This window comes from Verrucomicrobiota bacterium (assembly GCA_037139415.1).
Lineage (GTDB): Bacteria > Verrucomicrobiota > Verrucomicrobiia > Limisphaerales > Fontisphaeraceae > JBAXGN01.
In genome coordinates this window covers 15,340-34,175 of record JBAXGN010000073.1, presented here as the reverse complement: position 1 = coordinate 34,175, position 18,836 = coordinate 15,340, and the positions used below count along the sequence as shown (strand labels likewise).

Sequence of the window (18,836 nt, the reverse complement as noted above, 5' to 3'; positions counted from 1 at the left end):
ACCCGCCAATCCCCAATGGTATCAAATTATTCGGCGCAGATGCGGTGTTCTGAGCTTACGGGCTCCCTGCCGTTGACGAGGCAACAAGAAGTGGTGATGTACCAATCATTGTACAGCGGCAAGGGGATGTGGCTGGGCTATGTAAGTTTGGTCGGTACGAATGGCGGCGTGGCGCATTGGCAGAAGCTGAGCAACAGTCTGGATAAGGTGAACCCACAAGGATTCTCGGTGAACACGCGGTTGTTAAGGCCGTGAACAGAAATGTTTACCGGGGTTTGTTTATTTGAAAGGGTTTGGGGAGCATAAAAAATGCGAAACAGTTTCCAGCATCAGTTGAGGAGAGGCAGGATGTGCCGCAACTCCGTTGGAGTTGATGGAAACGGGGCATTCATACCTAGGGTTGGCTCACCCCCTCCCCCATTGGTAAACCAACCCTAGGCTGGAGGCTAAAACACCTTTGGTGTTTTTAATGTAGCCTCATGACTTCGGCTGATACGCGGGTTATTTGAGGGCGGCTTCGATGGAGGTGGCCACTTGTTTGCCGAGGAGATCGTAGCCCTCCATGGAGAAATGGACGTCCTTCGGGTTCTGCACCTTGGCCAGGTGGGGCGTGATAAAGGTGAACAGGTCGTCGGTGGCGACGCCGTGCTTGGCCATGACCTGGGCGGCGAGGCGGTTTTTCTCGACGATGGCTTCCGCCGCGGCGGGGCCATCCTTGGTGTCCGGCGGAATGGGGGTGGTGCTGGCCCAGATGACTTTGGCGCCGGTGGCCTTGAGCCGGGTGACGATGGCATCCAGGCGCTGCTCGTACTCGGCGGCCTTCGCGGCGCGGTCGTGGATGCCGAAGTTGAAATGGATGACATCCCACTTCCCGCCCGCGAGCCAAATATCCAGCTTCTTCAGCCCATTGGCGGATGGCCCGCAGTTCTCCGGGGCGCGATGCACGTTCGCCTTGCCGGCGAGGGCCTTGCGCGTCGCGAGCGTGTAGCCGCGCGATACGGAATCGCCGATCAGCAGCACGCGCGGCAGCTTGGGATTGTCCGCCACGAAATCCCAGGCGGAGGATTTTCCAGCCAGCTTATCCCGCTTGTGGATGGGCAGGTAAAAGTTCCCCAGGTTTTCCTGCAAGGTGCGCTCCCAGGCCTGCTGCTCGGGTGGCAGCGTGGCGACCAGGGCTTGGTACTTTTCATTGACCGCCGCATCCTGGGCGGCCTTTTTCTCCGCCGCCTCTTTGGCGTTGGTGGGCTCGGCGGCATACGCGGTGACGATGCCGGCGGCCAGCGCCGCCAGACATACTGATTTGAACAATAATTTCATTATGTTTGTTTTTTTGACGTAATTACCTCATCGGGGATTCATCAGGGTCATCCCCATCAAGCCCACCATCACTTCCTGCGACAGGGTTTCGAGGGTGACACTTTCCAGGGCAACGTTGGGGCGCAGCCGCAAGTTCAGGACCATCATGCGGCAGTTCCGGCCGAGTTGCACGGTGGGCGGCGGGTCCTGCGGCAGGCTGTAGCGGTCGCGGGCATAGTTGTAATCCACGCCACCGTACGGGCACAGGGACCAGAAGTTGAAGGGCGGCACCAACTCCAAGGGTTCGACGACGCCATCGGCGTATTTCAATTTCAGCACGGCATTGGCGATGCGGACTTGCATGGGCGGCGTAAAACCGCCGACGAGGAACCAGACGGCATCCGCCTGCCGGCCCACCGGGACGGTGGCCTGCTTTGGCCAATTATCCCATTGCGAGGTGAAGAGGATGTTTTGCTGGTCGCCGCGCCATTGGAACGGCACGCCCTGCGGCGTGAGCAGGCGACCCTGCGGATTTAACAACTGCGGCGTCTGGGAAAAGTCAATGGCCGGGGTTTTGTGCTTGGGATCGAGCATCATCTGCCAGGTGGAATAACCATCGGTCGCCAGCCGCAGTGAACACGTCGGTGGACGCGGCGAGAGGTATTGCTGCTGGAACATCGTGCGGACATCGGCGTTGAACCGACCCTCAAGATTCACGGGCTCCCACCGGGCATTGGGCGGAACATTGGTCAGGACTTTTGCGGCGCGCGCGGCGTCGGCCTTGGGATCGCTAACTTTGACTTTGAACAGCCGCCACTGAGGCGTCTTGCCAAATTGCACCAGCGCGTCAACCAGATGATTGCCGGCGTTAGTTGGGAACGTGGCGTAATAAGTGAGCTTGGCGTCCCCGACCGGTGGGTGCGGATTCGCGCCAGCGACCACCTCCAGCGGTACGGCGGCAAATTGCGGCAATGGTTCCGCGACGGTCACTTCGACGCTCGCGGTTTTCGAGACGGGTACCCGGACGCGCAGTTCACTGCGCCCAAAAGCGGGCCCCAGGTTCCACTCAGCCGGTTGACCATTGACAGTGACGGCAGTGACGTTTTTTGCGCGCACGGGCAGGCGCAGATCGAGCGCGGCGGGTTTCGCGAGGGTGACTCGATATTTGCCGCCGCTGAAGTCGAGGGAGAAATCGGGGGTTTTGATGGAGGCGTGATCCCATGTGCTCGGGAATTGCGGAGCGATGGTCACCGTGCCGTTGGGATAATCAGGCCGGTAGCCGAACAGTCCCTCGACGACCGTGCGGCAAAACATGCTGGCGTCATCATTAAAATCGGTGGCTCCCGCCGGATGGCCGAGGTCGCCGGGGACGGGGCCAAAGAACATCAGCAGCGGGAAGGTGCCGCGCAACACACTCCACCCTTCGTCCGCCAAGCCGGTCTGGAAATAGGCCAGGGCCAGATGGTAATCGTCGCCGGGCCACATTTCCCTCAAGGACCAGATGCTGGGCACCCAGTTGGAGGGCCAGACGCGCTCGCCGCCATAAGGCATCTGCTCGCGTTCGAGCCCCCACTCGGTAAAGTACAGCGACTGCGCCGCGAGGTCCGGGGGGAGCAGACCGGCATCAATCGGGCAGAAGATGCTGTAGAGCCAGCATTCCTCATGCAGACGCTGGAGCCCGCCTTGCTCGACAAAGGCTCCGGCATGGCCTTTGGCGGGAATCCACAGCTTATCGAAAAAGGACTTCTTGATCTTCGCCAACCGGGCCTCGTGGCGGGTTACTGCGGCTGTGTCCCCGGCGCGGCGGGCGAGTTCCAGCGCGGCCTTATGGCCGGCGTAGGCATAGGCGGTTTCCTCGGCTGTGCCGCCGCCGTTGTACCATTGGTTGTCGGTGGGCCAGGTGTTGGCGTAGCTCTCGTAGAGGCCATCGTCATCGGGATCGAAACAATCGCGGATATATTCCAAGTGCAGTTCAAGAGCGGGGCGCAGGATTTTCTCCAATTCCGCATCTCCGGTCCAGCGCCAGGCATGGATGAGCTGATCAAAGAACTGGCTCTGCATGTCATAGTGCCAGGTATGATGGGCATCCACCCGCCCCTTGCCGAACAGCCGGGAATCGAGCGACTGGCAGGCCAACCCGCACTTGGGATCGCCGACCGCTTGAGTCTTCTTCGACTCGGTGATCTGTTTCGCCAGGCAAAACTGAGCCTGGGCCTTGACGCGGTCATGCCAGCCATAGGCGGTGCCGCCGTAGATGCAGCGCCAGCCCAGCAACGGCACGCCCCAACGCATACCGGCATGCGTGAAGATGCCCTTGCGATACACGCCATCCGTCACCGTGCTGGAAGCACCCACGGCGGCGTTTAGCCATGGATCTGGCGTATTCACCACCACGCGCTCGCCGATGTCCTTGGCGCGCTTCAGGCCGGCGGCAAAGAAATCCGCCGGGGACGTCATCGCCGAGGTATCACCCACCTTCGCGCCTTCAAAGCCTTGGAAGGCCCAGCAAATCTCGGAGGGTTTATCGAGTGAGATCACCCCGCACACCATGGGCAGTTCTTTGGCCGTGCTGGCTGCTAGAGCCAGCGGTGACTGCCAGTTGGCGGCATCCGCCACCGTGAGTTTGCCGGAGGCGCTGCAACTCCCCACGCTGATGCCCATGCGCTTGCCGGGCGGCGTTTGCAGCGTGAAACGGCCGTTTGCGAGCGTCACCTGGTTGGTGCGACAATCCTCGGGCTGGAAGCTGCGACTCAGCATTTTCTCCCGGCCCGCGGTGGTGACATCCCAGTAATTCACCATGGCTTCACGGGCGAGTTGCACTGCGCCGCCGCAAGCCCAGATGAGGCGATCACCCGGCTGAGCATGCTCGACGCGCAGGCGCGCCGCCATACCCGCCCCCTCAGCAGGGGGCACGGCTTCAAGAATGAGCGTGGTGTCGCCAAAGGCGGCGTCTTTGATGATCCATTCCATGCGTCCGGGCCGATATTTGGAAGTGATCTCGGAACAATCATGCAACCACTTAGCCTGCTGGCCGCGCGCCAGGGCGAGCATGAAGTTGCCGTGATGGGAGGAGCCGCTGCCATACCGGATCAAGGGCCGGTCACCCGCCACCACAATGGCGGAAATCTGGTTGCAATAGAGCGGCCGATTGTTGAACCGCTCGCTGTTATGGCGCACGAAGGCATCGCCCTCCAGGGTGTAAGCGGGCTTGGCCAGATCGGCGTGATTGACCCGCCCGACGGACCCCGCCTGCATCAGGTTGGTGACCAGCGCGGTGGTCAAGCAGGCAGTGACGATAAACTTTGAGGGGGTGGTTCTCATGGGTGGGTGAGGTAAGGTGATTTCAGGTAGCGGGAAAGGTGAGCCGGTGGGTTTTCTGAATTTTCGCGCTCACAGCGTCAGAGACCCGTGCCTGCGCGGCGAACCCCGGCCAGCGGGCCACTGCGGTTTGCACTTCCTCAATGATGGCTTCGGCGCGCCCGCGCTTCAAGATCGCGCGCTTCGCGCATTGGCGGAAATCCGTCATTGAAAAGGCATCCCGTTTGCCGTTCAGCGTCATCTGGTGGGTGGCGGTCCAGGCTCCCGAAGGATTATAGCTGTAGGTAACGTCAAAGGCGGGAGCTAGCGACCAACGACCCTGTTTATCCATCAGGAAAGCGATGTTCTTAACGTGGTCGTCCTGGTTCCGGGCGACGATATTGAAGACCATTCGCCGAAATTGTTCCTCCACCGCCGCCATGGGCAGATTGAGCCGGCGAATCGTCAACAACGCCTGTTCATACGCGTAGGCGCCGGGCTGGTTGAAATCAAAATGAGCCAGGGCACACAGCGATTGCAGGTGCAATTTTTCGCCACCCGCGAGGCGATCGAAACGCCGCGTCATGAAATGGCGACGACCATTTTCCTCGAGCAGCCGGCATTCAGTCATAGTGACGCCCGCCGCGCGTGCCATCAGGTGATATGCATACTCGATCGCGCCATAGCCCTTGGGGTCTTCCAGTTCCTTGTCTTTGTTGCCGGTCACCCCATCGAACTTCAGCAGCCAGTACTCGAATCCATCGCCCGCCACGATCTGCCCCGAACGCACTTCGTTGGTGGCGCGATTCCAGGCGATGACCGCTTTGGCGCGGGCTCCGCCGGCAGAGGTTCCCACGCGAAGAATATCGCTCAGCGCCCGCTTCCGAGCCGCCCCTAAAAAAAAGACTTTCAGCTTATTCCGATGCATCAGGATTTCAGACGCCAGCCGGACCAGGGAGTCAATTTCGATCCGGGTCGCCTTGCCCGGTTTTGGCCCCAGCGCCGGGGCGAATTCCAGCGCGCCCATGCCCCGCGTGCCCATGTAGCAGAGCCGCTCCACCGCATTAAAGCTCTCCGGGGTCCGGCCCTGCGATGCCAGCCACGCATCGATCAAGGCATGGCCGAATTTATCCGGCAGCGAATCCGCCAGCAAACCTGGCAGGCCATAGAATGTATTTCGCGGCAACTCGGGAAACGCATAAACCCGATCACTCAGCGGCAGGGTGAACGGGGAGAGTTCGATGCCGCTTCCGGCAAAGGCAGGGTCGTACTGGAACGCGGCATGATCACGCCCTTCCGTCAGCGAGACTGCCCCGATGGTTCGCCCCCATAATTGAACTTTGGCAATCATGACGGTTCACCCCAAGTCCAGTTTTTTACGGTACCGGGTCCGGTCTTTTTGCGCGACGCCCGCTGGCGTTTCCGGCCTTGCAGCTTTAGTTGGGCAATCGGGCTCGGGATGGGCTCGGGGACCAGGGTGTCAAAGCGTTCCACCAAACCCAGCGCACGACAAACCCGCACAAACCCGGACAACTGGGTCGCCACCTCACCCGATTCTAACCGTTCCACAGTGCGCTTGGAGACACCAGCCTGCTCAGCCAAAGCCGCCTGGGTCAAGTTGCGCTCCAGCCTTGCGCCCGTCAACCGTTGGCCCAAGGTCTGGAGAATCACTTCATCGGTCAACTGTGATGTGATATTCATAAGACGTCATATATGGCGAATTAGATGAATATTGCAATATTATTCGTCATATATGGCGAGTTTAATCTTTTCACGTTTTATAGTTTCATGACTATGGCGACAGCGGGACGCCGGTATTGAAGATGCGGCCATCCGGATGCGTCGTGGCAAAAAACACGGTGGTGGGGCGGCCATTTTCCAACAGAACTTGCGGGCGCTCGCGCTTGCGCATCCTGATGGTTTTACCTTCCCGCCAGGCCAGGTTCATAACTGACCCACACCAGATGATGAATTCATCCATCTGGAACGCGCCGCCGATGGGTGCCGGCTGCCAGCGATTGGCAAAGGGATTCTTGGGAGCCGGCTCTGCCGCCGCGAAGGCGACAACCGCGCTCACAAACAGAAGTAAAATGGCTTTTTTCATAGGCAGGCTATTTCCAGAATTCGCGGACCACGCGCTCCCATTCATCGGCCATGAGCTGATGGCCGCGATAGGTCGGGTGCACATTGTCCCAGATCCAATAATCGGCGGGAGCGCGTTTGGCGGCCTCATCGAAGATACGCTGGAACTTCACCAGCGCGGCACCATGTTTCTTTGCAAGCCGGGCCACAATTTCCTGCCGCTTCACGATACCCTCGTTGACTTTGCCGGTGGGTTTCACAAACGGCTCACCGAGCACCAGCTTGAGTTTGGGGTTGGCCGTCTTGGCCGCAGTGATCAGAGCATCATAGACCTGTTCATATTGGTCGAACGGGACATTTTTACCGTTATCGTTCACTCCGATGAGGATGCTCAGCATATCCGGCTTCAGATCCAGACAATCCTTCTGCCATCGTTTCTCCAGGTCCAGCACGGTATTACCGCTGACGCCACGATTCATGAAATCCAACCGGGCATCGGGAAACGCCGCCCCGTGCCGGGCGGCCGTGATAAAGACATAGCCGTGCCCCAGGATATGATTGGGATCGGCACTGCGCCCGCGATTGCCATCGGTGATGGAATCGCCTTGGAACAGGATGCGCGCGTTGGGAGTGAAGGCCGGGATGGGATCAGGCGCGGCCAGGCCGGTCATGGTGGTCCATAGCAGGGTTGAATATAAAATGAATCTTTTCATACTTTTTTCCATCACTGGACCCATTTTTCAAGTTGCCCCAACCATGCCCGGAAATGTGGGCACTCTTGACGGATGGTGTCGAGTCCTATCCCCAGTACGGCCAGAGCACCAAGCAACGGTTTTTCATAACCGGGCACCAATTCCGCCACTCGCTTGGATGGGGCCGTTAGCGGACTATCGTTGATTTCTTCCGGCGAACTGAAAACGTCCCGGATGGCTTGAAACTGTCTTTCTAATTCAGGCCGCCCGATAGCTTCGGCAAAACGCTGGCAGTCGCTAAAGAGCAAACCCTCGAATTCATGCATCATCACGTATGGCACAAAACGCCTTGGGTTGAATCCATCGCCAAGTTCCGCGCAAATGTCCGCGAGCAAAGCCGCCTGCACAAATTGAGCCTTTTGCGGAAACGCCATCAAGCCCGCTTCGTGACGTCCCGGCCATGCCTTCGGTCCCTCTTTCGGCAGTGCATAGTAATCCACCATGGTGGTGGCAAGACACTGCGGGTCTTCCTTCAGGTGGTTGAGAATGTCTTCCCGCACCGAAACCCAGCTCCGAATTCCCCCGCGCCGATCACGGTTCCGGGAGTTGCCCAATAGCCGGGCGCTCACTTTTTGATAACCAAAGCCGTAAAGGTGCGGCGCGAGGGCTTCGTTAACGAAGGTCTCCTCCGTCTCCCCTTCGACATGGATGAGTAGGCGGGCCATGATTCCTTATTCCGGTGTGGGCCGTCCTCCAAATTCGTTTTTTTCCCAGAGTTGCCCCAGGCTGTAATTCACAAGCCATCCGCCCAGCTTCTTGGAATCTAGCCGCGTAAACTGAGTACCGCCATCCACACGATCTGCCACCAGTACGTCTTCGGGAGAAAAATGGTCAAGCAGCAGTGGAGACTGTGTGGAAATGATAACCTGTGTCTTGGTTGATGCCTGTTTTGCCAGTGAGGCCAGCATCGTGATGGCGTAGGGATGCAGGCCAAGTTCCGGTTCATCCACCAAAATGACCGACGGGCGATAAATCTCTGGTTGGAGAAAGAGTGTGGCAATGGCAATGAACCGCAATGTGCCATCGGAAAGTGCCGTGGCATCGAAATACGCTTCCGATCCCTTGTGCTTCCATTCGAGGAGAATTTTATCTGGATTAAGCTTTTGTGGTTCCAACTGGAAGTCGTCAAAGAAAGGGGCCACGCGTTGCACGGTTCGGCGGATCAGGCTGTAGGCATTTTCATGTTTTTCCCGGAGGTAATAAAGGAACGGGGCAATGTTAGAACCATCCTCGCGCAAATACCGGTTGTCATTGAGATTCGCCGTCTTTTTCATGGGCGAACTGCGGCTGGTATCATGGAAGTGGTAGAGCCTCCAGCGGTCTAAATGGGCACGAACATAGCTTCCGATCCTTCCAACCTTAGTGCCACTAATGCCCGCCTCTTTGCCTTCACTGGCTAAATTTTCGCCATAGGGTTTTGGATAACGCTTGTCCCAAAAGTAAACCACTTCGGAACTCGGAAAAAGGGAGTCGGCTCCCAGCGGTTTCAGGGCGATCTCATATTGATTCACCCCGTCTTGAAAGGAAATTCGCAACCGTATTTCTTCGGTTTCCTTTGAGCCAAAATGCAGCACCTTCTCGGCACCACCCGCCATTAGAAGATACTCCTGCAAATGACCTTGGCGAATGGCATGCAGAAAGGAGAACACACCTATAAAATTTGATTTACCCGAGCCATTCGGCCCGATGACCAGATTGATTGCCCCCAACTTCAACTCCTCAATGGAGGCGATGCTCTTAAACCCTTTGATGGTAATGTAATCCAGTTCAGGCATAGATCAGGTTCTCATGGCAAAAACTGGCATTGTCGTCTAACAATTATCATGGCCCATTACAGTAAGTCTGGCCCAAAAAGTGTCAAGCTCGCTCTTGCCGGGTTTTGAACGGTTGTTATCATTAACAAGTCCGATTTCCTCTCTAACTCCCGCTGGTTTTCATCATTTGCAGCGTGATCTCCGCGAACATTCGATCATACAACGGTTTGGTCCAAAGGGGGTAGGGGAGTGGTGCTGCCAGTTACTCCTCCATCAGGATTTGGGCGGACTGTTTCGCCAGGCGCGAGAAGTCCTGCCAGACGTTGGTGTTTTGCGAGGCGTACACCCACAGGAACGGCGTGTTCCGCGCGGTCCATCGCTCGCCGGTTTTCAGTTCCTGGTTCACCGTCACGCGTGAATCGGGATGAATGCCGCCCGCCGGGTTCATCCAGAACGTCACGCGCCAGCCTTCGGCTTGGTCCAAGGCACCGAAGCAGCCGCCCAGCTTCGTATCGGTAATGAACTGCGCCGCGCGATAATAATTCGGCACGGACGGCCCACCCACGATGTCATCGGCAGCGGAACCGCCAATCGCGGAGCGGCAAAACCAGAATGCTTCCGCCAACTCCCACGTCCGGCGATCTGTGTTCTCCACCCACAAGGGTCGCACCAGCGCCAGGTCCAGTTGTTTGAACACGACCGCGCGCAGGCGAGCGCGGTAGCCGGCGGGTCCACTAGCCGCCGCCGCACGTTCCACCTCAGCCTCGACCACCCAGGCGTCGCGTTGGTCTTGCAGTTCCAGCGCCGCTACGCGTTCTGGCTCATTCCATTGATCCTGACCATTGATTTTTTGGTGCGCCGCAAACGCCAGCCGGCCCAACGGCAGGTTCCCGGACTGAATCGAATCGAACAAACTGCCGCCTTTGCGCGTGCAACTCCATACGGTGGTGGCGGACTTCAATTCCACGCGCTCGCGTTTTTCTATTGGATTATTCGGCGACGTCAGCTTGATTCGTTCTCCGGGCGCGGTGTTTTGCAGCGTTGCGATCACCTGCGGCGTCTCCACGATCACGGGCACCTGCGCCAGTGCGGTGGCGGAGGCGTTCACCAATGCGCGCGCGCCGGGCACCGCCCCGCCCGCCACCCGCATTTTGCGGCCATCCCAATTTTGTAACTCGGCAACCCAGGCCCCGCTGCTCTTTACCGGCAGGCGCAAGGTTTCGCCGGGCTTGAGTGTCACTTCTTTGATCTCGCTCTGTCCCTGCTGGGAGAGGCGTAAACGCCCCACGGCATCTGTGGCGTTGGTATTGACGATTTCCACAGCTCCCGGCTGGCTGCGCAGGGTGAGTTCGCCGGAGAAACGGCTGCGCGCATGACGCGCCGCGCTCTGCCGGTTCACGTCCGTCACGACACGGACAAACGCGTCATACGGCACGTCCTGTTCGTTCACCAAACCGTAGTTGCTGTCTTCGGGAAAACCGGAGCTGATGCCCAACGCCGGTTCGTCGGCCCACATGAAATAATGTTGTCCGATGATGTACGGCAGATCCGCCATGGCGTTCGCAAAAATACGGTAGCACGCGGCTTTCTGCGTTTGGGTATCCACGCGCATCCCCGCCCCGTGTTGGCAGGGCAACCCGCTATCCAACGCCGGGAAACTCCATTCGGTGATGATGATCGGACGCCGCACCGTCGCATAAAACTCGCTGAGTTCCCGTGGCACGCGGTCCACCACGCCGCCAGTGCCATCCGGCAACCACACATTTTCAAAATCCACGCGCGGATAGGTGTTGAAGGTGAAGATATCGTTGTATTTGCCTGCCGCCGCCAGGACGGGCTTGGGCGTGCGTCCGGCGAAGCGGCAGCCCATGATCAGGTGATCCGGGTCCGCCTGGCGCAACGCCTGACAGGGGACGCTGAAGTAACGTTCGGCGATCACGGCCAGAAACTCATCACGCACCAGGGTCAGGGTGGCCGATGCCTTGGGAACGTTTGTCGAATTCAAAAACCCGGCTTCATCCGCATAGCGCGTGCCCAATTCGCGATTGACGCCCGCCAGTGTGCCGAACCGCTGGGTCAACCACGCAAACAACGCCTTTTTACCCTCCGTTTTCGGCGCACACTGGAACACTTCATCTACCAAACTCTCCTGTTTGCCGTACCACTCCAATTCATTGTCCAAAAACGTTCCGATACACCAGGGATCACCGGCCGATTCCTGCGCCATGCGTTTCGCCACCAACCGGCAATGACCTTCCCAGCGCGGACTGAACACATCGGGAAATCCCGTCCAATGAATCGGCTCGCAAAGGTATTCCCGCCGGGCAAACGATGAGCCAAAAGACGCGAACAGGATGTGAGGTAACCCCCGGTGGCGCAGTGACGCGCTATGTCCCGCCGGCAGCGTGTTGAAACCCCAGCTCGTCAGCCGTTCCAAGGTGTTCGAGGACCAGGCTGCCTCGTTGCCGTATTTGGCCACAACGTTGCGGTGATACGGAGCGTAGCCGAGCTTTTCGCACCAATGCCCGCGGTAACTGATGTGATCTGTGCCCACATCAAAGAAAGGCTTGCCCTCGGGATCCAACAACCACCAGCGGCCATCGGCTTCCATGGTCCGGAAGAAGCCTGTGCCAGGAGCCATCGTTTTTCCCTCGCGGGAGAGCCATCGAGGGATGGGGGGATGCCCGATGAGCGGACGGGTGGCGACTTCCTGCACTTCGAACGTGGCATTATCAAATCGCGCGCGCAAGCCGCTCACGTGCAACGCAGGCCACCCTGCGCTAACGCAAGGCACGCCCGGTTGAAAACGATATCCGAAATGCGCCACCTCATTGCCTGCCTGATAAATCCGGCCCACGATATTGGAACTGGTGAGGCGCATTTCCATGCGGTAGGTCTGGCCGACCTGCCAGTTGAGGCCGCCCTTTTCCGGCAACGGCTGCAACCGGCTTCCCGGCAAATTCGCCGCCAGCCATTGGCCGTTCAGCATCTCCTGCATTTCCACATGATGCCGCCGTCCCTGCGCTTCGGGAGTCACCACCAGATTCATGCCCCAGAAATTGGTTTCTGCGGAGTAGATACTGATGCCGGCGGTGAGCCATTCCCCTTTCAGCAATTCCAAAACCGTGATATCGCACGCAAATGTCAGTGCAGACGCATACGGCGCTTTGCGCCATACACTGAAGCCGCTGTCACCCTCATATCCGCCGGAGACGACGCTCCAACCGACGGCGTTCGGCTCCCACGCCGGCCCAGCCTCGGTCCCCGGACGGTAGCTGGAAAAATCGTCCTTCAACGTTTGTGCCGCCGCCCCGGCCAAATCCAAAGCCAGCGCCAAACTCACCGCCCAATGAATGCCCAATCGTTTCATGTATTTATTACCCGTTAAATCGGTTCGCTTGAAAATCAAAACGCACACCTTATCCGCGCCGTCCCGTGCTGCGTCCATCGCGTTGAACTCAAACATAATCGCCCCGGCTGTCCAGCATAATCCCCAGCTAAGCTGCGAGGCGCTATACTGCCGCCAACGTTTGCAGCACGTGATGGTTCCGGCAACCGTTATCCTTGCCAGATATTGCGGGCGATCGTGAAAAGAATGACGGCGGCGAGCAGGCCCCAGCCGAAGGCGGGCCGCAGATGCATAGGAGAGTCCATGGCATCTGAACGTTTGCGATGCAGCAGGTTCCACCCCCACCAAGCCATGAGCGGCGTCAGCAGGAAGAGCATGGGATTCAGCCAAAAGGCGGCGGCAACGTTGCCGTGTAATAGTTGATGCAGGGCGCGCTGACCACCGCAGCCGGGGCAATTCCAGCCGGTGAGCTTATGAAACAAGCAGGGTGGGAAAATCGCGTGCTGGGTCGGGTCGAGCCAGTAGAATCCGCCTAGCGCCACCAGCAGCACGCTGCCAAGCAGGGCGTACAGCCAGCGGCGTGGCGCAGGCTCTGGCGGGGTGTCATTCATTTAGAAATGGGCCGGGCTGCGGAACAAGATCGCCGACAGCATCGAGTACGCCAGGATTTGCAAGGCGAAGGCGAAAAAGGCGGTCCAGACCAGAATTCGAGCCCAGTACGCGGCTTTCAATGCACCTTCATAATCACCCGCTCCGGCCCGGCTGTTCGACAGCGTGGCGAAAATGAGGGCGGCCAATCCCACTGGCGTGCAACAGCAAAAGGTGGTGACAATTGCGGGCACCAAGTAATTGGGAACGGGTTGGCGTGCGGCGGGGACCGGGGGTGGGGCAACCAGCGGGGGCGGCTCGGCGGCCAACGGCGGGGGGGTGTTGAAGAGATCGTTGAAGTCGGAAAACGCGTTGAGCGGTTGCCATGCGGAGGAGGCCGAAGTTTGCGCCAGCGTGTTTTCATTGGCGCGGCCCTCGGCGATCCACTCGCGCAACAGGCTGGCGGGAACGGGGCCGTACGGTTGGCCATCCGCGCCGCGGATCGTGTAGAGCGCGTTCATGGAGTGGCGACCGGGAAGGCGTTCTGCAAATCGTGAAGCTTCCGGGCCGCCGCACCGTCGTCAATCAAACTGGCGGCAAACTCCCAGCCAGCCGCGATGCTCTTGACGCGGCCCGCGACGAATAACGCCGCGCCAGCGTTTAGCAACACCGCCTCCCGCTTGGGTCCGCGCTCCTCCCCGCGCAGGATGCGCCGCATGATGGCGGCGTTGGTGTGTTTATCGCCACCCGCCAGATCATTCAGCGTGGCCGGTTGCAACGGCAGGCAGGCTGGATCAAACGACGAAACCGCCAAGGCGCGTTCCTGATAAAACTCGGCCACCGTGCTTTCGCCCAGGGTGGAGAGTTCATCCAACCCCGCCACCGTGCCATCGGGCAGCGGCACCTTGCCGGAGACGACCATGCCGCGCCGGATGCCGAGCGTCTGCAAGGTGCGCGCCAGATGTTCGCAGAGCGTCGGCGCAGGCACGCCGATCAACTGGCAGGTGGGCCGCGCCGGATTCAACAGCGGCCCCAGGAAATTGAAGATGGTGCGCTGGCCGCGTTCCGCGCACAGCTTCCGCGCCGGGGCGATATGCTTGAAGGCCGGGTGATACCGAGGTGCAAACAAGAACGCAAAGTGATGCTCCCGCAACGCCTGCGCCGCCTCGTCCGGGGAAAGGTCCACGCGAATATTCAACGCCTCCAACACGTCCGCGCTGCCGGATTGAGACGTGATGGCGCGGTTACCGTGTTTGGCAACCGTGATGCCCGCCGCCGCCGCGATAATCGCCACCGTGCTGGAAATGTTGAACGTGTGCAACCGGTCACCCCCAGTTCCGCAGACATCCAGAATGTCCCGTTGCCGTGTCGCCGCATCCAACGGGATGAAAATGGACAACTCGCGCAGCGCGCCGGCAAACGCTGCGAGTTCCGCAGGTGACTCGCCCTTATTGGCCAGCGCCGTGAGGAAGCCGGCCTTCACCTCGGCGGAAAGCCGTTCATCCGTCAAGCCCTGGACGGCGAGCGCGACTTCGCCATCCGATAACTTGTTGCCGGCAATCAAGGTATTGGTCAATTCAATCAACACCCGGCGAATATAATTGTGAAACCGGGCGGAAGCCAATCTTGGAATAAAAGAAAATCGGGATAAGGCCGGCCATTCTCTTCAACCCGGCGGTGACGCGGTGCGCAATGCGAGGAAATGCGTTGGGTTAGCTCTTGCCGATAACACCAGACATTAACCTAGCTGTCACATGTTTGTAGCATACTGGGTTTAGCTTACCCCCGATGATAACGAATGAAATGGTTGGCTTGAAAGCGGAAAGGCTGACAATGCTGAATATGAATACAAATGATCGGTCCTCGGGTTTATTGCCCGAGGACGTGACTGCTTTGCTGGGTGACTCTGACTTGGTGCGCAAGGTACTGAAAGCAGTGGAGCGGACGCTGCTGGCTGAATCTCTGCCTAATTTTGTCACCGCTTCCGGCTCGTATCGGCCCCAGATGCTCCTGAGTTTGCTTGCTTGCGCTCATGCCATGGGCATTTACGGCTCCCAAAACGTTGAGGAAGCCATTCGTCAACGCAAAGCACTTGATTATCTCTGTGCTGGCGCAACCCCGGATGCCCGGACGCTACGGATGTTCCGTCGTCAAAACCACGTCTTGTTAAAGCAGATTTTGCACTCGCTATTAGCCAATATCTGGACTGCCCGACTTCCGGCTGAAGCGACCGGGGCGCGTAGTTATTTGGAGGGCCGGTTGACTTTCTGGGCTGCCCCGCTGCGTCCTGACTGGGACATGGAAGCCGAACGCCGCATTCGGTTGGCCATCATGTCCGATAGTATTTCGGCGGACGAATGACCGTTATAAACAGTACACCGGCAATTCTTCCGGGCCGGTATTGGTAGCCTCGGGTGCGGGTTCTGGAGCAGGCGCGGGAGTTGGTATTTCCACTTTGGGGGCGGGGTCGGAACCTGATGGGTCCGGAACTCCGAACGGGGAAGACTCGGTCGGTTCAGGGATGACAGCCGGTGGTGAAGCCAAGGCCCTTTTGGGTTTCGGTGTAACCGGGGATTCTGGGGAAGGCTTCGGCTTGGGTTTGCGTCCGCGTTTGCGGGGCGGCGGTTTCGGCTTAAGGTCTATCTCGGCGTACAGATTATTAGCCAGGTACGTCCAGGTGCCCAGCCGCAACCGGTTGGCCACCCATTTTAGGCTCACCGTGGTTTCCTCGCGCAACCGTCTGGCCAAACTAATCTTCACCGGGTCCCCCTTGGCCCGTGTCTTCAAGTCTTGTTCTGTCCATCCCAGCGCGGCAAGTTGTTGGGCCAGCATTTCCTCCGCCTTGACGGGACCGGCTTCCTTGCGTGGCACAGTGAAACCGGCCTCGGGATTTTGCGCGAGCTTTAATAAATGATACCGGAACTCCGCGCTGCCAAAACACCAGCCGCGCCGGATGTGGTTCCATTCCTCCGCGCGGAAGGTTTCCCGGCGTTGCTCGATGGTTTTTTCAAAGGCAGCGCGCCCGGCGGCATCGTCGCTCAAACCAGCCTGCTGGAAAAGTCTGGCCGCCGGGAACCAGGGCACGCGTTGTTCGGGGGATTGCAGGCATTGGGCCAGGCTGCTCCAGGCGAACGTGCATAACGGTTCCCGCTCCATTACCAGTCCGGCACGCACCGGGGCCAGGTGAACGTAATCGCATACCCGGCGCAGGTAATCCCCCACCGCATCAATCACCAGCGAGCGATAGCGCCCGCTAAATAGATGACCTTTGATCCGGTGCCGGCGATTGAATTGGATGGTGTAAGTGCCGAGAAACCATTTCATCCCATCCACCAGGTTGGGCTGTGGAGTTTCCACCACCAATTGGAATTCATCCGGTAACAGGCAGAAGGCGTGGACAATCCAGCCGGTCTTGGCACACGCCTCGCCAAGGGTCTCCAGGAAACGTTGGCGATCCTCGTCCGTATGGACGATCGCTTCGTCGCGGTCGCCCCGGTTCACGAGGTGATACAGGGCGCCTGGGAATTGAATGCGCGGTTGTCGTGGCACAGTTCTTTTACAACGTGTTATTGCGTCCTTGGCAACACAATTCGGTGGTGGCGGCCAGCACCAATGCGCCCACGGGTACGGAATCTTCGCCCAAGCCGGCCAGTTTGATGGGGGGTGGCGGCTGAAACGCGGCCATCACATAACGCGGCAACGCCAGCGCCACTGCTGCGCGCAACGGTTCGCCAATGAGGGACAACCCGCCGCCCAGAATGATCACCTGCGGGTGAATGAGATGCACCACGTGCGAGAGGGCAAAGGCCCAGTCATCGGCGGTGGCGCGAAGGATCTTTTGGGCCGCCTTATCCCCGCTGTCCAAGGCACGCGCCAAATGGCGAGCCTCGCCGCCCGGTTGTTCGCCGATCCAATCACAAAGCGAACTCTTCACCCGGCGCGTTTTCAACTCCCGGATGCGCCGGTCCACCGCCCAACCCGAACAGCGCTGTTCCACAATCGTTCCGCGCTTGTTTAACCGCACATGCCCGAGTTCCGCCTCACCTGGCGTGGCCCCGTGGTAAATCTGCCCGCTGACGACCAATCCGCCTCCCACGCCGCTGCCGGCATTGGTGTAAAACACCGGGTTAAAGCTCTTGCCACTGCCGAGGGTGGCCTCGCCCAGCGTCGCCAGGTTCGAGTCGTTCTCCACCCGCACCGGCACCTTTGCCAGTGACTGCAACCACGCTCCCAATTCAAACTCCGCCCAACCGGCCACCTGATGCGAACAGCAAATCCGCCCGCTCCGCCAATCCACCGGTCCGCCGAATCCCACGCCGATGGCGAGCGGCGAATGCGCTTTCAACAACCCCGGCAGGGCCTTGCGGATTTGGGCACGGATGCCGTTGCCGCCTTTGGCCAACGCCACCTGATAACGATGCCGCGCCAGGATGGCCGCCTGCGAATCGCCTACCACGATTTGCAGTTTCGTCCCGCCAATTTCAATGCCCAGAAAACGCTGTTGCATGGAGTTATGCTGCCGTGTCGGCGTCTTTATGTCGAACTGAAATTGAATGGCTGAAATTACATGACATGATTGTCATGGTGCTGTCATCAGCCTGTCATGGTGATCGGCTGGACTATTCGTGACCGGGCAGTACCCGGAAAAAAATATGAAAATAAAAAACATTATTATTGTTTCCGTGTTATGTGCGGGAGTATGCGCCTGTTTCTTGAGTGCGTGTGCCACTGCCAAGCAAAGTCAGGCTGAACTGACCGCCCAGGCAAAAGTTACCAGGGCCGATGCCGAAAAGATTGCCTTGGGCAAAGCACCCGGCGGGACGATCAAGGAAAGCGAAATCGAAAAGGAAAAGGGAAAGCTCGTCTGGTCGTTTGATATTGCCACCCCTGGCACAAAGGACATCACCGAAGTATTGGTGGATGCCATGACTGGCGAAGTGGTTTCCGTGGAAAAGGAAACACCGGAAGCGCAAGCCAAAGAGAAGGAAAAGGACGAAAAGGAGAAAAAATAAAGGTACGCGTTTTTGGATCGAAATTTACTGATCTCCCCTCAAGGATATTCCTATGAATGCATTTGTGCGAGTGACGGTTGTGACGGCGGTGATATGCGGTGTGGCGGGGACGTTCATGATCTGGCCAAAAGCCGAAGCGGATAAGGGGTTTTCGTCCATCCGCCCGGCGGCGCCTAAACCAGCGGCAGCACAGGTTTCAGCGCCTGCGTCGGCAGCAGACGTTGTTCCATTGCCCGATTCCGCTCTTCCAGCTAACAACCCAATCATGCCAACCAAGGTTGCGAAGGCAAGCCAGTCCGCGCCGAAGCCTGGAACCTCAGCCGGGCAGGGGACCCGTCCGGTCAAAGAACCAATCAAAGACCCAATGGCCCGGACCGCGCTGGCGTTTGTTGGGACCGATGCAGCAGCGGAACAGTATTGGTATGAAGCCATCAATGACGCAAGCTTGCCGGCTAATGAACGGAAGGATTTGATCGAGGACTTGAACGAGGACGGCATCTCCGATCCAGAAAATCCCAACCTTGACGATTTACCGCTCATTGTGAGTCGGTTGGTCCTTATTGAAACAGTGGCCCAAGATGCCATGGACAAGGTGAATGCCGACGCCTTTGCCGAAGCCTATAAAGACCTGTCCGAAATGGCCAAACGTCTGGTCAATGCTGACCGCAGCAAGTAGATCGCGGAGGCAGACAAGAAAGCTCGCCTT

General features: G+C 58.8%; 18 protein-coding genes. 4 read left to right on the top strand and 14 right to left on the bottom strand.

Annotated elements, in window-relative coordinates; genetic code table 11:
• A partial coding sequence (locus WCO56_14240; protein MEI7730729.1) for a hypothetical protein occupies window positions 1-255 on the top strand: 255 nt, incomplete at its 5' end.
• Between the two features lie 246 nt (window positions 256-501).
• Here the strand turns inward: WCO56_14240 and WCO56_14235 are convergent.
• From WCO56_14235 to trpD, 12 genes are all read right to left on the bottom strand, one after another.
• The gene (locus WCO56_14235; GenBank protein ID MEI7730728.1) at window positions 502-1,317 is read right to left on the bottom strand and encodes an SGNH/GDSL hydrolase family protein; all 816 of its coding nucleotides are present in this window, start codon (window positions 1,315-1,317) and stop codon (window positions 502-504) included.
• A 27-nt stretch (window positions 1,318-1,344) separates the two neighbouring features.
• Window positions 1,345-4,617 (bottom strand): DUF4450 domain-containing protein, encoded by a 3,273-nt coding sequence (locus WCO56_14230; GenBank protein ID MEI7730727.1) that lies wholly within the window; start codon window positions 4,615-4,617, stop codon window positions 1,345-1,347.
• 22 nt (window positions 4,618-4,639) lie between these two features.
• On the bottom strand, window positions 4,640-5,944 hold the full coding sequence (locus WCO56_14225; protein MEI7730726.1) for a HipA domain-containing protein: 1,305 nt from the start codon (window positions 5,942-5,944) through the stop codon (window positions 4,640-4,642).
• Window positions 5,941-6,294 (bottom strand): helix-turn-helix transcriptional regulator, encoded by a 354-nt coding sequence (locus WCO56_14220; protein ID MEI7730725.1) that lies wholly within the window; start codon window positions 6,292-6,294, stop codon window positions 5,941-5,943. Before WCO56_14220 ends, WCO56_14225 begins: the two co-directional genes overlap by 4 nt.
• Before the next feature lie 91 nt (window positions 6,295-6,385).
• Entirely contained in the window at window positions 6,386-6,697 is a 312-nt protein-coding gene (locus WCO56_14215) for a hypothetical protein (protein ID MEI7730724.1), read from the bottom strand.
• A gap of 7 nt (window positions 6,698-6,704) precedes the next feature.
• Entirely contained in the window at window positions 6,705-7,388 is a 684-nt protein-coding gene (locus WCO56_14210; protein ID MEI7730723.1) for an SGNH/GDSL hydrolase family protein, read from the bottom strand.
• Between the two features lie 11 nt (window positions 7,389-7,399).
• On the bottom strand, window positions 7,400-8,092 hold the full coding sequence (locus WCO56_14205) for a DUF4276 family protein (protein MEI7730722.1): 693 nt from the start codon (window positions 8,090-8,092) through the stop codon (window positions 7,400-7,402).
• A 6-nt stretch (window positions 8,093-8,098) separates the two neighbouring features.
• Window positions 8,099-9,202, bottom strand: coding sequence for an AAA family ATPase (locus WCO56_14200; protein ID MEI7730721.1), 1,104 nt, complete (start codon window positions 9,200-9,202; stop codon window positions 8,099-8,101).
• Between the two features lie 241 nt (window positions 9,203-9,443).
• On the bottom strand, window positions 9,444-12,647 hold the full coding sequence (locus WCO56_14195; GenBank protein ID MEI7730720.1) for a hypothetical protein: 3,204 nt from the start codon (window positions 12,645-12,647) through the stop codon (window positions 9,444-9,446).
• Between the two features lie 92 nt (window positions 12,648-12,739).
• Window positions 12,740-13,141: a DUF2752 domain-containing protein gene (locus WCO56_14190; protein MEI7730719.1), complete on the bottom strand. Its 402-nt coding sequence runs from the start codon at window positions 13,139-13,141 to the stop codon at window positions 12,740-12,742.
• Window positions 13,142-13,639, bottom strand: a complete 498-nt coding sequence (locus tag WCO56_14185) for a CD225/dispanin family protein (protein MEI7730718.1) — start codon at window positions 13,637-13,639, stop codon at window positions 13,142-13,144.
• Window positions 13,636-14,706: an anthranilate phosphoribosyltransferase gene (gene trpD / locus WCO56_14180; GenBank protein ID MEI7730717.1), complete on the bottom strand. Its 1,071-nt coding sequence runs from the start codon at window positions 14,704-14,706 to the stop codon at window positions 13,636-13,638. The genes WCO56_14185 and trpD overlap by 4 nt, the downstream gene beginning before the upstream one ends.
• Window positions 14,707-14,960: 254 nt before the next feature.
• Here trpD and WCO56_14175 point away from each other — a divergent pair, with 254 nt between their 5' ends.
• Window positions 14,961-15,479, top strand: a complete 519-nt coding sequence (locus tag WCO56_14175; protein MEI7730716.1) for a transposase — start codon at window positions 14,961-14,963, stop codon at window positions 15,477-15,479.
• Between the two features lie 3 nt (window positions 15,480-15,482).
• Here WCO56_14175 and WCO56_14170 read toward each other — a convergent pair whose 3' ends face one another.
• Together WCO56_14170 and WCO56_14165 are read right to left on the bottom strand one after the other, a co-directional pair.
• Window positions 15,483-16,667, bottom strand: a complete 1,185-nt coding sequence (locus tag WCO56_14170; protein ID MEI7730715.1) for a transposase — start codon at window positions 16,665-16,667, stop codon at window positions 15,483-15,485.
• A 7-nt stretch (window positions 16,668-16,674) separates the two neighbouring features.
• Window positions 16,675-17,625 carry an ROK family protein gene (locus tag WCO56_14165; protein MEI7730714.1) on the bottom strand — a complete coding sequence of 317 codons (951 nt, stop codon included), beginning with the start codon at window positions 17,623-17,625 and terminating at the stop codon, window positions 16,675-16,677.
• 145 nt (window positions 17,626-17,770) lie between these two features.
• Between WCO56_14165 and WCO56_14160 the strand changes: the two genes are divergently transcribed.
• A complete protein-coding gene (locus WCO56_14160; protein MEI7730713.1) occupies window positions 17,771-18,130 on the top strand; it encodes a PepSY domain-containing protein in 360 nt (119 codons plus the stop codon).
• Between the two features lie 52 nt (window positions 18,131-18,182).
• Complete coding sequence (locus tag WCO56_14155; GenBank protein MEI7730712.1) at window positions 18,183-18,806, top strand: hypothetical protein; 624 nt, start codon at window positions 18,183-18,185, stop codon at window positions 18,804-18,806.
• The last annotated feature ends 30 nt before the right edge of the window (window positions 18,807-18,836 follow it).

Excerpts from the sequence above, each read along its gene's own strand:
- WCO56_14235 (MEI7730728.1), bottom strand. The coding sequence starts at position 1,317 with ATGAAATTATTGTTCAAATCAGTATGTCTGGCGGCGCTGGCCGCCGGC.
- WCO56_14230 (MEI7730727.1), bottom strand. The coding sequence starts at position 4,617 with ATGAGAACCACCCCCTCAAAGTTTATCGTCACTGCCTGCTTGACCACC.
- WCO56_14225 (MEI7730726.1), bottom strand. The coding sequence starts at position 5,944 with ATGATTGCCAAAGTTCAATTATGGGGGCGAACCATCGGGGCAGTCTCG.
- WCO56_14220 (MEI7730725.1), bottom strand. The coding sequence starts at position 6,294 with ATGAATATCACATCACAGTTGACCGATGAAGTGATTCTCCAGACCTTG.
- WCO56_14215 (MEI7730724.1), bottom strand. The coding sequence starts at position 6,697 with ATGAAAAAAGCCATTTTACTTCTGTTTGTGAGCGCGGTTGTCGCCTTC.
- WCO56_14210 (MEI7730723.1), bottom strand. The coding sequence starts at position 7,388 with ATGAAAAGATTCATTTTATATTCAACCCTGCTATGGACCACCATGACC.
- WCO56_14205 (MEI7730722.1), bottom strand. The coding sequence starts at position 8,092 with ATGGCCCGCCTACTCATCCATGTCGAAGGGGAGACGGAGGAGACCTTC.
- WCO56_14200 (MEI7730721.1), bottom strand. The coding sequence starts at position 9,202 with ATGCCTGAACTGGATTACATTACCATCAAAGGGTTTAAGAGCATCGCC.
- WCO56_14195 (MEI7730720.1), bottom strand. The coding sequence starts at position 12,647 with ATGTTTGAGTTCAACGCGATGGACGCAGCACGGGACGGCGCGGATAAG.
- WCO56_14190 (MEI7730719.1), bottom strand. The coding sequence starts at position 13,141 with ATGAATGACACCCCGCCAGAGCCTGCGCCACGCCGCTGGCTGTACGCC.
- WCO56_14185 (MEI7730718.1), bottom strand. The coding sequence starts at position 13,639 with ATGAACGCGCTCTACACGATCCGCGGCGCGGATGGCCAACCGTACGGC.
- WCO56_14175 (MEI7730716.1), top strand. The coding sequence starts at position 14,961 with ATGAATACAAATGATCGGTCCTCGGGTTTATTGCCCGAGGACGTGACT.
- WCO56_14165 (MEI7730714.1), bottom strand. The coding sequence starts at position 17,625 with ATGCAACAGCGTTTTCTGGGCATTGAAATTGGCGGGACGAAACTGCAA.
- WCO56_14160 (MEI7730713.1), top strand. The coding sequence starts at position 17,771 with ATGAAAATAAAAAACATTATTATTGTTTCCGTGTTATGTGCGGGAGTA.
- WCO56_14155 (MEI7730712.1), top strand. The coding sequence starts at position 18,183 with ATGAATGCATTTGTGCGAGTGACGGTTGTGACGGCGGTGATATGCGGT.